The sequence below is a fragment of the Pseudomonas sp. Irchel s3a10 genome, assembly GCF_900187525.1.
GTDB classification, from domain to species: Bacteria; Pseudomonadota; Gammaproteobacteria; order Pseudomonadales; family Pseudomonadaceae; genus Aquipseudomonas; species Aquipseudomonas koreensis_G.
This window is the reverse complement of record NZ_FYDR01000004.1, coordinates 64698-81723: the sequence shown is the minus strand read 5'-3', so window position 1 is coordinate 81723 and position 17026 is coordinate 64698. Positions and strand designations below refer to the sequence as shown.

Below are 17026 nucleotides of genomic sequence, written 5' to 3'. Positions count from 1 at the left end.
CGCCGAGGGCTGAATTTACAATGCTTTTCAAGCATGAAAAGTATTCGGCGAAGGCATGCGAAACCCGCTCATTTCAAGCTTCTTCAGCGGTTTTGCCGAATGAATTCCAGGCCGTTCAACCCGATGTTGCCCATCATGTCCGCCGCGCTGCCCAGTGCCCGCAAGCGTGTGTAGGCCTGATCGGGCGAGAACATCACCCAGGCTTGCGCCGTGCCATCGGCCGTCAGCGTATTGAAAGAGATGGCGACCGGGCCTGTTGAAAAACCATGTCTGAAATGGAAATTGCCAAATGCGATCGGGTAATCGGTGCCGGACACGGATAACGTGCCGGTGAAACTGCCGGTGCGGTCATCGCCCTCGGTCAGGGTCAAGGCTGTATCTGAAGGTTCATGACGATAAACGCCATTGATCGTGGACATGTGCAGCATCCTTGCTGGGTGTTTTGAAGGAGAAACCTGGCGCGGGCTGCGCCTCATGCATGGCGAACGAAGTCGCCCGGCAGGCTGCTGACCACGCCGTCATAGGTAACGCGCACGCAGTGCCCCTGCAGTTCATGAGTGCCGCGACTTGGCGAGAACAGGGTCAGGGCGAAATAACCGTGATCCTGGTTATTGGCAATCAGCGTGACCACGGTTGGCGGCTGGTAGCCGTTGAGGCTGGCGTAACGGCCATTGACGATGCCGTAGCTGATGCCTTGGTGATGCAACGTGCCGGCGAAGACCCCGGTGCGGTCATCGGAATCGACAATGGTCAGAGAGGGCCCATCGAGGGTGTTGGAATAAAGCGCGTTTTGCATGCAAGCGTCCTGATCGAATGATTAAGTCACCGCGAGCTTAGAATCAGACGCCAGCAAACGCTGTCATCCACAGGAAGCACAACCAACATGAAAACGACTTATTTCATGTAAGAAAAAAGCCGCCAGGCTTCATTAGCCGGGCGGCCTTTTTGTGACACACAATTACTGTTTAACAAACTCTCCAGCCAGGTTAACAACATCACCATCAAAGTTGGTGCGCGAACCCGCAGCACGAATTTTCGAATAGTTGTGATCCGGCGAGAACAGCGCCCAGGATTGATAACCCGTGCCGTCATTCAGAGCCGCGAAGGTGATGATCGTAGGCTGCCCGGTGCTGTTCTGGAAATGGTAATGCCCGTAGGTGATGTCGTAGTTCACGCCGTTCTGGTTCAACTTGCCGCTGAAGGTGCCGTTGGAGTCGTTGCCATCGGTAATCGTCAGTTTGGCGCCAGCGTTAGCGTTTACATAAGTTCCATTAATGCTCGACATAACGTGATTTCCTTTATCGTTGGATAAGTGTCTTCCACTGAGAGCAAGTTTCCTCCTGGAAACTCACGACACTCAGGATGGTTGGCCATTCACTTATTGTCCACGCGACTTTTCAACGAAATTGCAATAAGCACTATTGAAACCGCACATAACTTATCGCCATTCCTTCGTGCATTAATTCCGTTTCAACTAACGACTGACGCTGGTCTGCTGCGTCGCCGATGTCGGGGCAATCACTGCGGTTTCGGAGCGCGGCGTACCCTTCGGCACCCAGTCGTAATTCACGGGCAACGCCCGATAGACCCAATTGCTGATCGCGTCGCTGCCCGGTGCTTTACCCAGATAAGGGCTGACGTATTCCCAGACGTTTTCGCCACTGGCCGTGACCTGGAAAAACCGCCCGTTCATGCCTTCGTCGATCAGCGTATTGCCGTTGGGCAAACGTCGCGCGCTGCTGATGAACGAGCTATAGAACGCCCACCCCGGCTGCTTCGAATTCGCCGCGCTGTACTGCCAGACGATTTCATTTTTCTGCGGGTCGATTTCCAGCACTCGCGAGCCGGAAATAAGCCCGAGGGTGACGTTCGGGTACCCCGCCGAACCCTGGTTGTCGAACACCAGCAGGTTGCCCGCGCCGGGCAACCCGGCAGGGATGATGTGCGCGTCGTGCTGGCCGACAAATTGATCCACCGGACGCGGCAGTTTCTGCGCGGTTTTCGGGTTGATCAGCGGCAGGTTCGGGCCGAGGCGCCAGACCACTTTGCCGCTGTGTTTGTCGATGATCGCGATGAAGTTGGCGTTGCGCGAATCGAGCAACAGGTTGTCCGGATTGAAGCGTTTGTCCCCGGCATCGAACCACTTGTTCGGCCCGACCACGCTGAGGTTGTTGATGTGCAGGTAATCCGGGTTGTCGCTGGCGCGTACCAGTTTCAGTTGCTCCGGGGTGAAGCCGAATTCGTTGAGGTGTTCCGAGGCCAGCCACTGCCATTTCACCTGCCCGTCGGGGCTGACTTCATAGATTGCATCGTCGATCACCTCTGGGACTTTGAAGCCTTTGACCTTATGCACCTTGTTCGCCAGCACCACGGTGTTGCCGTTGCTCAGGCGCCGCTGATCATGGTGTTGCTGCGCTGCGCCGCCGGGCGCCTTGTCGCCCCACTGCCAGATAACCTTGCCGTTCCAGTCCAGCTCGCCGACGCTCTGATTGCCCAGGCCGTTGCCGGCGGAGCCGAGCTTGCCCGGATCCTTGTCACTCAGTTGCAACAGCACATGCCCGCGCTCGCCGCCGACCAGTTGCGGGTCGATGATCGCTGATGGGAAGCCCGCGTGCGGCCAGGTTTTCACCTCGTTGCCGTTCATGTCGATCAGGTGCGTCTGCTTGTCGGCACCACTGAAAATCACGTATTGGTTGAACGCCTTGTCCGGGTCGTAACGGGTGACGCCGGTCGGGTACACGCTGGGGGCGGCGAACGCCCCGCTGCTTGAGACTGCGCCGGATAACAACAGGGCTAAAGCGGTTTTGCCTGGCAACATGATGCAGCTCCTTGAATGACAGATCAGAAGTCGTAGCGACCGGTAACGCCGAGGGTGCGCGGCGTGCCGAGCAGGCCTTCATAACCGCCGTTGCCGCCGGTCCACAGGGTCGTGTAGTAAGTCTTGTCGAAGGCGTTTTTCAGCCACAGCGAAACGTCCCACTGGCCCTGATTGAAATCGCCACGCAGACCGGTGGACAGGTTGACCACCGCATAACTCGGGATCTGCCCGTAGTCGGAATCCTCGACCGTACCCACCGCTTTCGAGCGGAACGCGTAGCTGCCGGTGACGTAGGGTTGCAGACCGTTGGCCAGATTCCATTCGTATTTGCCGTTGGCGTTGCCGATCCATTTCGACGCGCCGACCACCTGGTGCCCGCTGAGGTCGCAAGAGGCCGGCGCGCCCGGTGCCTGGCTGACTTCCGGCGGGCACGGTGCATCTTTGTACGAGAGGTAGCTGACGTCGTTGTAAGAGCCGTTGAAGTTCAGGGTCAGGCCGCGCAGCGGGACCACCGTGCTTTCAAACTCGACGCCGCGCGAGCGCACCGAACCGGCGTTGGTCAGGTACTGCACGCGGTTGACGTCGTCGTAGGCGTTGGTCTGGTAGGCGTTGACCTGAGTCCAGAAAACGTTGGCGTTGAGTTGCAGACGCCGATCCCACAGGGTGCTTTTGAAACCGAGTTCGGCGTTGTTGGCGCGCTCGGTGCCGATCAGCAGCGAGTCGGCGCCGGCGGTTGGCGCCGACCCCACTGCGAGGTTCACCCCACCGGATTTTTCCCCGTGAGACAGCGTGGCGTAGCCGAGCAGATCATCGGTAATGCGATAGCTGAGGTTGAGCAACCCGGACGGGCTGGAGCTGTACTGATTCAGATCGCCGGAATCATAGGCACCAGTGCGTCCGCGGCGTGCCGTGGCCGCTGCGCCGGTGACAGTGGCGCCACCGATCGGAGCATCGCGAGTGACCCAGGCGTTCTTCTCTTCATAGGTGCCGCGCACCCCGGCGGTGAAGTCCAGGCGCTCGGTGAGGTGCCAAGTGCCTTGGGCGAACAGGGCGAAGCTGTCGGTCTTGATGTGGCCGTTGCCGACGCTGCCGACGTTGGCCAGCGCACCGCGTGGCGTGCCGTTCCAGATGTCGGCCTGCGGGCCGTAATAGGCGAAGGATTTGTTGTCCAGATCCGAGCCGAAGTAGTACGCGCCCACCACGTAATCGAAGAACTCGCCCTTGGGCGAGGCCAGGCGAAATTCCTGCGAGTACTGTTTGTCTTCGACCGAAACCCCGGCGTTGTAAGTCGCCGCGACGTTGAGACCATCGTCGTTGGCCGGAGTGAAATTCCAGAAGCGATACGAGCTGATCGAGGTCAGGGTGAAATCGCTCGGCAACGTCCAGTTGGCCTCTACCGACGTACCGCCCTGATGCACGGTGACGTGCTGGTCGTTGTCCAGATTGACCTTGCGGTGCGAGCCATTGACCAGCGTCGCACCGGCAGCATTGGCCCGCGATTGGTAGAGATTGACGCCGTTGATGGTCGGCCCGGTGTTGTACAGCACGCGGGTGCCGGCGCTGGAGTCCTCTTCGTTGTAGTCGCCGATCCAGCGCAGGTTGAAATCTTCGTTGGGCTTGAACAGCAACTGCGCACGGAAGCCATCGCGCGAGCCACCGTTCAGCTCATGGCCGTTGTATTCGTTCTTGATGTCGCCGTCGCTGCGGGTGCGATAGGCCGAGAAACGTCCGGCCAGTTGATCGTTAAGCGGCCCGGAAATCGTGCCCTTGGTCTGGAAGTAGCCGTCCTCGCCGAACGAGGTTTCGATGCTGCGTTCAGGGGTGAACGTAGGCGCGCGGGTGCTGATGTTGATCACCCCGGCGGTGGTGTTCTTGCCGAACAGTGTGCCCTGTGGCCCGCGCAGGACTTCGAGCTGTTCGATGTCCATCAGGTCGAACACCGCCATCCCCGGACGGCCCAGATACACGTTGTCAATGTACAGACCGACACTGCCTTCAAGACCGTCGCTGGCCGGGTTGTTGCCCAGACCGCGAATCGACACGCTGGACTGACGCGCATGCATGTAGGCGACGTTGACGCTGGGCACCAGTTGCTGCAAATCCTGAATCCGGTAGACACGTTGCGTTTCCAGATTCTGCCCGCTGACCACGCTCATCGGCGTCGGCACATCTTGCGAACTTTCCTCGCGACGGCGCGTGGTGACGGTCACGGTTTCCAGCTGCGAGCTGTTGGCCGCCGGTTTGCCGGCCGGCGCCGGCGGCGGGGTTTCGGCCTCGGCTGCGTAGCTGTGTGTCCAGCTGGCGCTCCCCGCCAGCAACAGGGCCAGAGGCAGGCGTTTGAGCCGTCGTGGCGTTAAGGGTGACGCAAGGTTCAACGGACTCATGGCGCGGCTCCTGGTCAAAAAACACACAGACATCTTCAGCGCTGCATATTCTTTTCAGTTATTTATTTATGGATTTACAAATATTTACTGCATAAGAGATTGCCTTTATAAGGAGTCGACCTAATGCATATCCAATGCATTTCCCGGATATTTTTTATGTGAAAAATGCATATCGACTTGCGCCAACTTCGTCACTTCATCGCCCTCGCCGAACAACGCAGCTTCGTCGCCGGCGCGCAGGCGGTGAACCTGTCGCAGTCGGCGTTCAGCCGCAGCATTCAGGCGCTGGAACACAGCGTCGGCTGTCAGTTGGTCGATCGCGGGCGCAAGGATCTGCCGCCGACCAAGCAGGGTCAGGTGCTGCTCGAACATGCACGGCGACTGGTCAGCGGGGCGCAGCAGATGGCCAACGAGATCAGTCAGTTCAATGGTCTGGAGGCGGGCGAGCTGCGCTTCGGTTGCGGCCCGGCGCCGGCAGCCGGATTGATCCCGCGCGCGATCGGCGCATTCATCGGCCGCTATCCGAAAGCGCGGGTGCAATTTCAGGTCGATGACTGGCAGAGCCTGAGCAAACGCCTGCTCAGCGAGGAGTTCGAGTTCTTCGTCGCCGACACCCGGCACTTCGAAGCCGATCCGGATTACCTGACGTATCGCTTGCGGCCGCGCAAATGGCATTTCTGTTGCCGTGCCGGGCATCCGTTAGCGGCATTTGAACGGGTTTCGGCCGAACAATTGATGAGCTATCCACTGGCGGTGAGCATTCGTCCGCCGAACCTGCGCAAGGTCATCGTCGACCTCAGCGGCCGCCCGGACTTCACCCCCAATGTCGAATGCGAAAACAGCTCAAGTCTGCTCAGCGTGGTGCTGCGTTCGGATGCGATCGGCATTGTCGGGGCGTATTCCGATGCGTTGCATCAGGCCAAAGGTGAGCTGGTGTGTTTGCGGATCGACGGCCTGGCGGATGATCTGGAGGAGCTGTACACGCGCTACGGGATTGTCAGTCGCGCGGGGTATCGGTTGTCGCCGTTGGCCGAGGCGATGATTGAGCAGATCAAGGCGATTGATGCGGTGGATGAGGAAGTGTGTTCGCTGGAGAATTTTGCAGTCTGATAAATCGATATCGCGAGCAGGCTCACTCCTACAATGGATCGCATTCCAATTGTAGGAGTGAGCCTGCTCGCGATGGCGCCAGCCCAGGCACTGATGCATCCACTGCATAAAACCCATTCCCCAAATGCACTTGCCGAACACCCCCGCCGAAAGCGAAAACCCTCGCCTGTCTTTCTGACCGGTGAACCCCATGTCCAACCCGCAAAACCCCGTGCGCAATGTGCTGTACATCATGTGCGATCAGCTGCGCCGCGATTACCTGTCCTGCTACGGCCATCCGCATCTGCACACGCCGAACATCGATCGCCTGGCCGCCGCCGGCGTGCGCTTCAGCCGCGCCTACACCCAGGGCACGATCTGCGGCCCGTCGCGGATGTCGGCCTACACCGGGCGCTACGTCAGCAGCCATCAGGTCGCGTGGAACGCCGTGCCGTTGCCGCTGGAAGAACTGACGATCGGCGATTACCTGCGCCCCCACGGCATCCGCACCGCGCTGGTCGGCAAGACCCACGCCACGGCCAATGTCGACGCCCTGCAGCGTCTGGCGATCAACCCGGACAGCGCGCAGGCCGAAGTGCTCAACGAGGTCGGCTTCGAACCGTACTTTCGCCACGACGGAATTTTCCCCGACGACCCGCTGTTCGACGACAAACGCGAATCCGCGCCCTACACCCATTACCTGCGCGAGCAGGGCTTCGACGGGCGCAACCCCTGGCACGACTGGGCCAACGCCGCCGAAGGCGAGAACGGCGAAATCCTCAGCGGCTGGCAGATGCGTCATGCGCATTTGCCAGCGCGAATTCCCGAGCAGTTCTCAGAGACTGTCTACACTACTAATCGAGCCATCGACTTCATCACCGAGCAAGGTGAGAAATCCTGGTGTTTACACCTTTCCTACATCAAACCGCACTGGCCCTACATCGTACCGGCGCCATACCACGCCTTGTACAGTACGAAATCGATTCTCGAACCGGTCCGCGCGACGCCCTCCGAAGCCAGCAAACACCCCGTATACACTGCGTTTCGCCAGCATGAGGAAAGCCTCAACTTCTCCCGTGACTCAGTACGATTGAATGTAATCCCCACCTACATGGGCCTGATCAAGCAAGTGGATGATCAGCTCGGGCGGCTGTTCGATTTTCTGCAGAGCAACGGTCGTTGGGATGACACCTTGATCGTGTTCACCAGCGATCACGGCGACTTTCTCGGCGATCACTGGCTGGGCGAGAAGGAGTTTTTGCTGGAACAGGCAGTGGGCGTGCCCCTGATCGTGCGCGACCCGCGCGCAGCGGCGGACATCACTCGGGGCACGGTGGATGAGCGGCTGGCAGAAACCATCGACGCTTTGCCGACATTTCTGCAGGCGCTGGGCTTGCCGGGCGCCGAACATCGGCTGGAAGGACGCTCGCTGATCCCGCTTCTACACGGAGAAAATCCCGACTGGCGTCGCTACGCCATCAGCGAATACGACTACGCCTTCCAGGCCCCGGCACGCGAGCGACTTGGCCAGCCGATCGACCGTTGCCGCATGACCATGGTGCGCAGCGAGCGCTGGAAATACCTGGCGTACGACGGCTTCCGGCCACAGTTGTTTGACCTGTTGAATGACCCGCAGGAGCTGCGCGATCTGGGTGAGGACCCGGCGTACGCGGCGGTGCGCGAGGAGCATGCGGGGTATCTGTTCGAGTGGGTGCGCGGATTGAAGCGGCGGACCACGATCAGTCATCAGGAGATCGATTTGCGCGGACAGCGGTTTCGCTATGGCGAGCCAGAGACCGAGAAAGTCGTGCAGATCGGTGTGTGGTGAATCAAAAGCTTCGCGAGCAAGCCCGCTCCCACAGGGCCATATGTTGTTCACATCCATTGTGCTCAACACACCTCCACTGTGGGAGCGGGCTTGCTCGCGAAGAGGCCCGATCAGACGCCAACGAGCTCGGCACCTTTAATGGTCTGACTACGCTGCCCCGAAGCCCCGACCGGCACCTCACCCTTGAGCGTCACCCGCCGCACGATGCGATCCTGAGTCCCATAATCATCAATCGCATAATGCTGGGTCGAACGGTTATCCCAGATCGCCACATCACCCGCCTTCCAGCGCCAGCGCACGGTGTTTTCCTGACGGATCACATGGCTCTGCAACAGGCCGAACAGGTGCGCCGAATCGGCTTGCGAATAGCCCTTGATACGTTTGACGAAGTGCCCCAGCAACAAGCTCTTCTCGCCACTGATCGGGTGCACACGCACCACCGGGTGCTCGGTCTCATAGACGGTAGAAGTGAAGACTTTGCGATAGCGCTCAAGCTTCTCCGCCGAGACGTCTGGCTTGGCTCCGGCGTAGTCGTATTCGTTGCTGTGCACGGCGACCAGTTTGTCCGCCAGTTCACGCAGCTCGCTCGGCAGTTCGTTGTAGGCAGTCGCGGTGTTGGCCCACAGGGTGTCACCACCGAAGGCCGGGGCCACCACCGAGCGCAGGATCGAGGCTTTCGGGTAGGCCTCGACGAAGGTCACGTCGGTGTGCCAGGAGTTGGCGCGCTGTCCCTCGGCGCCGTCCAGTTCCAGCAGATACCGCGTGCCCTCACGCACCGGCACGGTCGGATGCGCCACCGGCTCGCCGAGCAGATGGGCGAAGGCTTCCTGGCGCTGATCGTCGAGCTGGGTCTGCTCGCGGAAGAACACCACCTTGTACTGGATCAGCGCCTGCTGAATGGCTTCGACGGTAGCGGCGTCCAGTTCACCGGACAGGTGCACGCCACGGATCTCGGCGCCGATACGGCCGGCCACCGGATGGATTTCCAGCGCGTGGACAGCGGGTTTTACAGCGAGTGCGGCATTGCTCATGGGTAGACCCTCATCGACTGCTTGCGGTTGGGCGGCAGCGAAACATCGCTCTATCTATATTCCATTTACATCTAATAGATATTCACATGCTTCGTTGACGGAATAAGAGCTTGCATTTAAAACCTCAAGCAACCCTCGTCGCAAATGCCTTCGAGCTATTTTTAGGATGCCGGAAAAGCATATGGATCTTCGCCAGTTGCGCTACTTCATCGCCCTCAATGAACACCGCAGTTTTGTCCGTGCGGCGGACGCGATGGGCATCACTCAACCGGCATTCAGCCGCAGCATTCAGGGGCTGGAGCAGGAGTTCGGCTGCGTGCTGGTGGATCGCGGCAACAAGGATCTGCGCCCGACGCCCGAAGGCCAGGTGGTGCTGCAACACGCCCTGACCCTGGTGCAAGGCGCGGCGCTGCTCAGCGCGGAAGTGACGCAGATGACCAAGCTTGATGCCGGTGAACTGCACTTCGGCTGCGGCCCGGCCCCGGCGGTGAAACTGGTGCCGGATGCGGTGGCGCAATTCATCAACGCGCACCCGAAAGTGCGCACCTGTTTTCAAGTGGATAACTGGGAAAAACTCAGCCGCGCGCTGAGCCGCGAAGAAATCGAATTCTTCATCGCCGACATCCGCCACTTCGAAGCCGACCCGAACTTCCAGACCCAGGCCCTGACGCCCAAGCGCGGGGTGTTTTTCTGCCGGCCCGGGCACCCGCTGCTGGCCAAGGAAAGCCTGTCGACCAACGACATGTTCGACTACCCGCTGGCGACCACGCTGATCCCGCCGGGAATTCGCAAACTGCTGGCGAATCTCAGCGGCCGGATCGACTTTTCGCCAACCATCGAGACCGAGCATTTCCCGGCGCTGGTGAAAGTGGTGCTGCAATCCAATGCGATTGGCATCGGTACGGAAGAGGCGTTTTACGAGGACATTGCCCAAGGGTCACTGGCGCTGCTGCATTGGCGCAATCTGCCGCAGAATCTGGAGAGCATGAACGCGCGCTGCGGGATTGTCAGTCGCACAGGATTTCGCTTGTCGCCGGCAGCGAGAGCGATGGTCGAGACGCTGGTGGCGGTGGATAAACAGGCGATCAGCGTCGCGGTTTGAGGACGCCTTCGCGAGCAAGTCCCCTCCCACAGGGGATCGTTGTGAATACAAAATCTGTGTTCACTGAAGATCCCTGTGGGAGCGGGCTTGCTCGCGAAGAGGCCCGTCCAGACACTGCAGATTCAGAGCTTGGCCGCCGCCAGTTCAGGCGCCACCCAATCGCTGACCTTGAACGGTTTGCGAATCAGCTTCTGCTGCGCCGCCAGATCCACCGAGTCCTGTAACTTGCCGAGGAACACCGGGTCCAGCGTCGACGGGAACACTTCGCTGAGTTTCTGATCCGCCAGATCCTGGGTCAGGATCACCGGTGGATAACTCGCCAGCCCCGACACCAGTTGCACATAAGCGTCCTTGTTGCTGTCCTGGGTCAGCCACTCCACCGCCTGCTGCTGCGCCTTCAGCAGTTTCGCCACGACCTCCGGGTGCCCGTCGACAAACTTGCCGGTGCCGACCAGCACCGATTGCACGCTACCGGCGCCGCCCAGATCCTTGGTGTTCAGCGGCAATTCCGCCAGCCCCTTGGCTTGCAGCGCCGTCAGCCCTGAGCTGCCCCACGACGCGTCGATCTGTTTCGCCGCCAGTGCCGCGACCGCGCCGCTGAAGTCGAGATTGATCACTTTCAGATCCTTCTCGCTCAAGCCCTGACTGGCCAGCGCCGCATCAAACGACAGCTGCGTGGCGGTGCCACGGAAGATCGCCACGCGCTTGCCTTTCAGATCCTGCAGGGTCTTGATCCCCGACCCCGGCACCACGCCCAGATATTGTTTCACCCCACGCGCACTGGCGCTGAGTAGCCGCGTGTCGAGGCCATTGGACTTGCCGATGATCGCCGCCAGGTCGCCCAGATACGCCAGATCGACCTGACCATTGGCAAACGCCTCGTTGATTACCGGCCCGGCGCCCTTGAAGAAGCTCCACTGAATCTTGATGCCCTGATCGGCGAAGGCTTTTTCGAAGATCTGCTGATCTCGCAGCACGTCCACCACACCGCCGCCGCTGTGCTGGGTGCCGGCGCTCAGGTCAGGCACGGCGATCCTGATTTCCTTGAGCTCGTCGGCCTGCGCGGTAAACGCCAGCAGACCCGCCAGTGCCGGAATGGCAAACAGACTGAAGACTCGTTTGAAGGGAAGGTTCATGGGTGCGGCTCCTTGATCACGACGGGTGTTGAGGAGCCGAAAGTAGGCCGAAGCGTGACCTTCGCTTAAATACTATAAATGCACATTTTTATAGCTTTTGACGCTAAGCAAGCACTGACGCGGGCTGCAGCGGCGTATGCATTAACAGCATCGAAAATATTCTTCGAATGCATTGGATGCGCGATGCGCTGGAAGCCTTAAATGGCGCTGCTTATCTCCAAATTCAATATTTTACATATCGCTTATAACAATTTGTTTTTAGCTAATACCACTAGAGATCGCAGCCTTCGGCAGCTCCTACAGGGGGCGAATTCACGGACGCGTCCCCCTGTAGGAGCTGCCGAAGGCTGCGATCTTTTGATCTTGCTCCCGATCCAACCCGACAACGGAGGTCACCCATGGCCCGTGATTCCCTGCTCAGCCTGCCGCTGCCCGCGCCGCCCCTGAAAAGTCGACGGGTGTGGCCAAGCCTTAACCGACGTCTGTTGCCGTGGCTGTTGCCGATCAGCCTGTTCGCTCTGTGGTGGCTGGCCGCACGCAATCAATGGATGAGCGAGCAGATCCTGCCGGCGCCATCGCTGGTGTGGAACAGCGCCATCGAGCTGTCCCAAGGCGAGTTGTGGAGTCATTTGTGGATCAGCCTGCAACGTCTGCTCTGGGGCTTGCTGGCAGGGATCTCAGCTGGTGCGCTGCTGGGTACCGCGCTGGGCTTCAGCCGTCGCCTCGAACGCCTGGTCTTCCCGACGTTCGCCGGTCTGGCACAGGTACCGACGCTGGCGTGGATTCCACTGTTCATGGTGTTTTTCGGCATCGGCGAAGTGCTGAAACTGGTGGTGCTGATCAAGGCCATCGTGGTGCCGGTGACCCTGCACACCTTGGTCGGCGTTCGTGATGCGCAACCGAAACTGCGCGAAGCCGCCGCCGTACTGCGCCTGCCGTCGTACTTGCTGATCCGGCGTCTGGTGTTGCCTGCCGCGCTGCCGGCGTTCATGGCCGGCGTGCGTCTGGCCCTGGCCGCTGGCTGGACTTCATTGCTGGCGGTGGAGCTGTTGGCGTCCAGCGAAGGCATCGGCTACCTGATGGTCTGGGCACGGCAACTGTTCATGCTCGACATCGTGTTCGTGTGCATCGTAGTCATCGGTGTCCTCGGTGTCGCGATGGATCGCGGCATCGGTTTTCTCGACCGCAAACTGGTGCACTGGCCGCACCCGGCGACTGCGGAAATCCGCCGAGGCCCACGTTATCAAGGCTGGCAACGGCTGCAACCGTGGCTGTTGCCGCTGAGCCTGATCGGCGTCTGGCAAGTGGCGAGCGATCAGCAGTGGGTCGATGCGAACATTCTGGTCAGCCCGCTGGCGGTGCTGGAAACGACCAGAAACGGTCTGCTCGACGGCACGTTGATCAGCGGCATGGCGTTGAGCCTCGGTCGCACCCTGGGCGGGTTGCTGCTGGGCGGCGGACTCGGTTTCGCCCTCGGCCTGCTGCTGGGGCTGTCGCGCACCAGCGAACGACTGCTCGGCCCGACCCTCGCCGCCATCCGCCAAATCGCGATTTTCGCCTGGGTGCCGCTGCTCACCGCGTGGTTCGGTTTGGGTGAATTGGCGAAGTGGGTGTTCGTCGCCCTCGCCGCATTTTTCCCGCTGTTCATCGCCACCCAGCGCAGCGTCGCGAACCTCTCGCCACACCTCAACGAAGCCGCGCAGGTGCTACGCCTGAGCCTCGGCCAGCGCCTGCGCCGACTGGTGCTGCCGGGGGCGGCGCCAGGGATTTTCGCCGGGCTGCGCCTGAGCCTGATCTACGCCTGGCTCGGCACCATCGGCGCCGAATATTTCATGCCGTCCAACGGCGGTATCGGCAGCCAGATGATCGGCGCCCAACAACTGCTGCGCATGGATCTGATCATGGCCGGGATGCTGCTGGTCGGCCTCACCGGCGCCCTGCTCAACCTCATCGGCCAACGCCTGGAAATTCGCGCCACTCGCTGGAGACACGCATGAACGCACCGATTGTCAGCTTCACCCACGTAGGCAAATCCTTCGACGTCGACGGTTTCGAACTGGAGGCGATTCGCGAATTCAACCTCGACATCGCCGAGGGCGAATTCGTCGCCATCGTCGGCTCCAGCGGTTGCGGCAAATCCACTTTGCTGCGTTTGCTGGTGGGTCTGGATACGCAGTTTCGCGGGCAGATCACCGTCGATGGCAAAGCCGTCAGCGGCATTGGCGGCGAGCGCGGCATCGTGTTTCAGGAGCATCGCTTGTTTCCGTGGTTGACCGTGGCCGACAACATCGGTCTGGGCCTGGTCAACGAGCCGCTGAGCACCGCCGAAAAGCAGCAGCGCATCAACGATTTCATCGATCTGGTCGGCCTGCGCGATTTCACCCGCGCCTATCCGCACCAGCTCTCCGGGGGCATGGCTCAGCGCGTGGCAATTGCTCGCGGGCTCGTCGCCAGCCCACGGATTCTGCTGCTCGACGAACCGTTCGGCGCGCTCGATGCGTTGACCCGTCAGCAAATGCAGGACGAGCTGCTGGCGATCCGCGACCGGGCGAAAATCACCACGATCCTCGTCACCCACGACGTCGAAGAAGCGATCTTTCTCGCCGATCGCGTGGTGGTGATGGAGCCGCGTCCGGGACGGATCAAGCAAGTGGTCGACATTGCCTTGCCGCACCCGCGTCAGCGCAGCAGCTTCGACTTCCATCAGTTGCGTGAAGAGTTGCTGCACGAACTGACCAGTGACGACCATTACCAACCGAGCCTGCCGGTCCAGATCCGCGATCTGCCGCTGTCGTTCATTGCCTGCTGAGAGGAGCTTTTCGATGCCGCAACGCCCCAACTTTCTGGTGATTCTGGCCGACGATCTCGGCTTCTCCGACATCGGCGCCTTCGGTGGCGAAATCGCCACGCCGAACCTCGATGCCCTGGCCAACAACGGCCTGCGCCTGACCGATTTCCACACCGCACCGACCTGCTCGCCAACGCGTTCGATGCTGCTGACCGGCACCGACCACCACATCGCCGGCATCGGCACCATGGCCGAAGCGCTGACCCCGGAGCTGATCGGCAAACCGGGTTACGAGGGCTATCTCAACGACCGCGTCGTCGCCCTGCCGGAGCTGCTGCGCGAGGCCGGTTATCAAACCTTGATGAGCGGCAAATGGCACTTGGGCCTGATCGCTGAACTGGCGCCGCAGGCCCGTGGTTTCGAGCGTTCGTTCTCGCTGCTGCCGGGTGCGGCCAACCACTATGGTTTCGAGCCGACTTACGACGAACACACCCCTGGCCTGCTGAAATCGACCCCGGCGCTGTATATCGAAGACGACACCTTTGTCGACGAGTTACCCAAGGATTTCTACTCGTCGGACGCCTTCGGCGACAAGCTGCTGCAATACCTCAAGGAGCGCGATCAGAGCCGGCCATTCTTCGCTTATCTGCCATTCTCCGCACCGCACTGGCCGTTGCAGGCACCGGCCGACATCGTCGAAAAATACCGTGGCCGCTACGACGCTGGCCCCGAAGTCTTGCGCCTCGAACGCCTGGAAAAACTCAAGGCGCTGGGCCTGATCGAGCCGGATGTCGAACCGCATCCACTGATTCAACTGAACACGCAATGGGCTGCGTTGAGCGACGAGCAAAAACAGATTTCCGCGCGGGCCATGGAGGTCTATGCGGCGATGGTCGAGCGCATGGACTGGAACATCGGCCGGGTGGTCGATTACCTGCGCCAGCAGGGCCAACTCGATAACACCTTCATCCTGTTCATGTCCGACAACGGTGCCGAAGGCGCGCTGCTGGAAGCGTTCCCCAAGTTCGGCCCGGAACTGCTGACCTACCTCAATCAGCATTACGACAACAGCCTCGACAACATCGGCCGCGCCAATTCCTACGTCTGGTACGGGCCGAGCTGGGCGCAGGTGGCGACCGCACCGTCACGGCTGTTCAAAGCCTTCACCACCGAGGGCGGGATCCGCGTACCGGCGCTGCTGCACTATCCGCAATTGCCAATCAAAGGGCAGATCAGCCACGGCTTCGGCACGGTGATGGACATCACCCCGACGATTCTCGATCTGGCCGGCGTGCGCCATCCGGGCAAGCAATGGCACGGCAAACCGGTGGCGACGCTGCGCGGTAAATCATGGCTGGGCTTTTTGTCTGGCGAGACGGCGCAGGTGCATGACGAGCACACCGTGACTGGCTGGGAGTTGTTTGGGCGGCGGGCGATTCGTCAGGGCTCGTGGAAAGCGGTGTGGATCCCCGGGCCGGTGGGGCCGGCGACCTGGCAGCTGTATGACTTGAGCAGCGATCCGGGGGAGATTCATGATCTGGCGTCGAGTCAGCCGGACAAGCTCAACACCTTGATCGGGCACTGGCAGAAATATGTGGAGGAGACCGGGGTGATTCTCAGTGCTTCGCCGTTTCAGCCGGATTGAGGTTGCCTGATCCGACGCCTTCGCGAGCAAGCCCGCTCCCACAGTTGAAATGCGTTCCCCTGTGGGAGCGGGCTTGCTCGCGAAGAGGCCCGCAAACTCACCTGTCAAGCCCGAGCCGTACGCGCCTCCTCCGCTACCACCTCATCCCGCCCAGCAAACCGGTTCGCCCGCCCAAACGTGCCGAAATCATTGAACCGCACGCCCATCTCGCGCATCACCTTGTGCGCCACCGGCACGGTCATCTGCCGGATGTAAAACGGCTCCTTCACCACAAAATGGTGAATCCCGTGGCTGCTGCCGAAGTTGAAGCAGAACGCCTGCAACGGCCACAACCACCAAGGATTCAACACCTGGCATTGTTGCAGCACATTGCCCGCCTCGATGTCGCCGTAGTAATGCATGTTCGAGCTGATGAAGTGCAGGCAAAAGGTGCGCAGCACGTTCGGGCCAATGATCACCACTGCCGCGATGTCGATCACCTGCATCACCGACAGCGTGGTCGCCGACCATTCAATCGGCGAACCCATGAGGTAGGCAATGCCATTCGCCGCATGGAAGCCGAGAAACACGTACCACGCCCCCCAATGCACCAGCGCCAGTGGCGCATAGACCTTCAGCGTGCGTTTGATGATGTTGATTTTGTGCGCCCAGGTCCTGGCCCGCAGCATGCGGATGAACGCCGACATCACGTTGTCGCCGACCATCAGCAGCCGCGCAAATCCCCATGGCTCGCCATTGGTGATCGCCCGCTCTTCCAGGTCGGTTTCGGTACCGGAGACCTTGTGGTGATTGAGGTGCAGATGACGACGGATCCACGGATTGATCGTGCTCGGCCGCGCCAGCCACACCAGGCCCATCATCAGGTTGTGCGGCAGCCGTTGTTTGCGGAAATACATGCTGTGGATCAGGTCGTGTTCCAGCTCATGGGTCAAGGAGGCGAAAAACGCATTCAGCAGCAGGCACACCCACCACGCCATATGGCCAGTGATGTACAGCGCCGCCGAGCCGATCATCCCGGCCAGGGCGAAGGCCAGAATGCCCGCGCCGAGGGCGTCCTGGTGCCGCAAAATCGGGTAGCGCTGACGCAACTCGACGCCCTTGGCCAGCACCACTTCGCGAATATGCGCTGATCGCTGGGCCGCATTGTGTCGTTGGGGACTTGCAGAAGTACCATCCATGCTTCCATCCTCTGTTTATGGATGTTC

At 60.6% G+C, this 17026-nt stretch carries 14 protein-coding genes; 6 read left to right on the top strand and 8 right to left on the bottom strand.

From position 1 onward, the window contains the following. Positions 1-83: 83 nt before the first annotated feature. The 5 genes from CKW11_RS13250 to CKW11_RS13230 form a co-directional block, all read right to left on the bottom strand. A complete protein-coding gene (locus CKW11_RS13250) occupies positions 84-419 on the bottom strand; it encodes a hypothetical protein (protein ID WP_095137877.1) in 336 nt (111 codons plus the stop codon). 53 nt (positions 420-472) lie between these two features. Next, positions 473-796 carry a hypothetical protein gene (locus tag CKW11_RS13245; RefSeq protein WP_095137876.1) on the bottom strand — a complete coding sequence of 108 codons (324 nt, stop codon included), beginning with the start codon at positions 794-796 and terminating at the stop codon, positions 473-475. Positions 797-958: 162 nt separating this feature from the next. Beyond that, positions 959-1285 (bottom strand): hypothetical protein, encoded by a 327-nt coding sequence (locus tag CKW11_RS13240; protein WP_095137875.1) that lies wholly within the window; start codon positions 1283-1285, stop codon positions 959-961. Between the two features lie 189 nt (positions 1286-1474). Beyond that, positions 1475-2818, bottom strand: coding sequence for an aryl-sulfate sulfotransferase (locus tag CKW11_RS13235; RefSeq protein WP_095137874.1), 1344 nt, complete (start codon positions 2816-2818; stop codon positions 1475-1477). Between the two features lie 23 nt (positions 2819-2841). Continuing rightward, entirely contained in the window at positions 2842-5202 is a 2361-nt protein-coding gene (locus CKW11_RS13230) for a TonB-dependent receptor (protein ID WP_095137873.1), read from the bottom strand. A 165-nt stretch (positions 5203-5367) separates the two neighbouring features. Between CKW11_RS13230 and CKW11_RS13225 the strand changes: the two genes are divergently transcribed. Further along, positions 5368-6312 carry a LysR family transcriptional regulator gene (locus CKW11_RS13225; protein WP_027611164.1) on the top strand — a complete coding sequence of 315 codons (945 nt, stop codon included), beginning with the start codon at positions 5368-5370 and terminating at the stop codon, positions 6310-6312. A 190-nt stretch (positions 6313-6502) separates the two neighbouring features. After that, on the top strand, positions 6503-8119 hold the full coding sequence (locus tag CKW11_RS13220; RefSeq protein ID WP_095137872.1) for an alkaline phosphatase family protein: 1617 nt from the start codon (positions 6503-6505) through the stop codon (positions 8117-8119). Between the two features lie 110 nt (positions 8120-8229). Here the strand turns inward: CKW11_RS13220 and CKW11_RS13215 are convergent, their stop codons facing one another. Further along, complete coding sequence (locus CKW11_RS13215; RefSeq protein WP_095137871.1) at positions 8230-9150, bottom strand: TauD/TfdA family dioxygenase; 921 nt, start codon at positions 9148-9150, stop codon at positions 8230-8232. A 181-nt stretch (positions 9151-9331) separates the two neighbouring features. On the opposite strand from CKW11_RS13215, the gene CKW11_RS13210 reads away from it, so the two are divergent. After that, positions 9332-10252 carry a LysR family transcriptional regulator gene (locus tag CKW11_RS13210; protein ID WP_095137870.1) on the top strand — a complete coding sequence of 307 codons (921 nt, stop codon included), beginning with the start codon at positions 9332-9334 and terminating at the stop codon, positions 10250-10252. Positions 10253-10374: 122 nt separating this feature from the next. Here the strand turns inward: CKW11_RS13210 and CKW11_RS13205 are convergent, their stop codons facing one another. Continuing rightward, positions 10375-11388 (bottom strand): ABC transporter substrate-binding protein, encoded by a 1014-nt coding sequence (locus CKW11_RS13205; RefSeq protein WP_095137869.1) that lies wholly within the window; start codon positions 11386-11388, stop codon positions 10375-10377. 398 nt (positions 11389-11786) lie between these two features. Between CKW11_RS13205 and CKW11_RS13200 the strand changes: the two genes are divergently transcribed. The 3 genes from CKW11_RS13200 to CKW11_RS13190 are packed head-to-tail and all read left to right on the top strand — an operon-like array spanning position 11787 to position 15821. Beyond that, complete coding sequence (locus CKW11_RS13200; protein WP_095137868.1) at positions 11787-13385, top strand: ABC transporter permease; 1599 nt, start codon at positions 11787-11789, stop codon at positions 13383-13385. Continuing rightward, complete coding sequence (locus CKW11_RS13195; RefSeq protein ID WP_095137867.1) at positions 13382-14197, top strand: ABC transporter ATP-binding protein; 816 nt, start codon at positions 13382-13384, stop codon at positions 14195-14197. Before CKW11_RS13200 ends, CKW11_RS13195 begins: the two co-directional genes overlap by 4 nt. Positions 14198-14210: 13 nt before the next feature. Next, positions 14211-15821 carry an arylsulfatase gene (locus tag CKW11_RS13190; RefSeq protein WP_095137866.1) on the top strand — a complete coding sequence of 537 codons (1611 nt, stop codon included), beginning with the start codon at positions 14211-14213 and terminating at the stop codon, positions 15819-15821. Positions 15822-15925: 104 nt separating this feature from the next. Here CKW11_RS13190 and CKW11_RS13185 read toward each other — a convergent pair whose 3' ends face one another. Next, entirely contained in the window at positions 15926-16999 is a 1074-nt protein-coding gene (locus tag CKW11_RS13185) for a fatty acid desaturase (protein WP_095137865.1), read from the bottom strand. Between the last annotated feature and the right edge of the window lie 27 nt (positions 17000-17026).